The 481-nt window shown below is 50.5% G+C and carries 1 protein-coding gene; it reads left to right on the top strand.

Going from position 1 to position 481, the window contains the following annotated elements:
- Positions 1 to 481, top strand: a 481-nt coding sequence (locus tag AB9F27_RS22070; protein WP_369758229.1) for an oligosaccharide flippase family protein, incomplete at both ends; no start/stop codon positions are given.

The raw sequence follows: 481 nt of genomic DNA, 5'->3' as shown, positions 1-481 counted from the left end.
GGGTTTGGAGTCTGGAGCCTCGCGTTTGGCCAAATGAGTGGGCAAATCACAGCTTCAATTGCATATTGGCGGGTCACAAGGAATCAGCTTTCGTTGGCCTTTGACCGTAAGATTGCCTACAGGTTGCTCTCATTCGGAACCAAGCTTTCGGTGATCACATTCGTTGGAATATTATCTCAGACAGTGGATCAAGTGGTGATCGCGCGCTATTTGGACGCTTCTCAGTTGGGTTATTTCGTCCTAGGGTCCATGCTCCCTGAGTTGGCGGTGATGGGGGTCTGTGTCTCGGCCAGTCAAGTGTTCTTCCCAACGTTTAGTCGAGTTCAGGCCAAACCACGGCTTCTACGCGCTTCCTATCTATTGAGTTTGAAATACGTTGTTATGATCACATTCCCCGTGGCCATAGGCGTTGCGATTGTCGCGGAAGATTTCGTTACGATAGCCTATTCCGAACTGTGGGCGGCCAGCGTACCAATTATCC

The sequence above is a fragment of the Falsihalocynthiibacter sp. CO-5D18 genome (assembly GCF_041205445.1).
Lineage (GTDB): Bacteria > Pseudomonadota > Alphaproteobacteria > Rhodobacterales > Rhodobacteraceae > Falsihalocynthiibacter > Falsihalocynthiibacter arcticus.
This window is presented reverse-complemented; position numbering and strand designations above follow the sequence as displayed.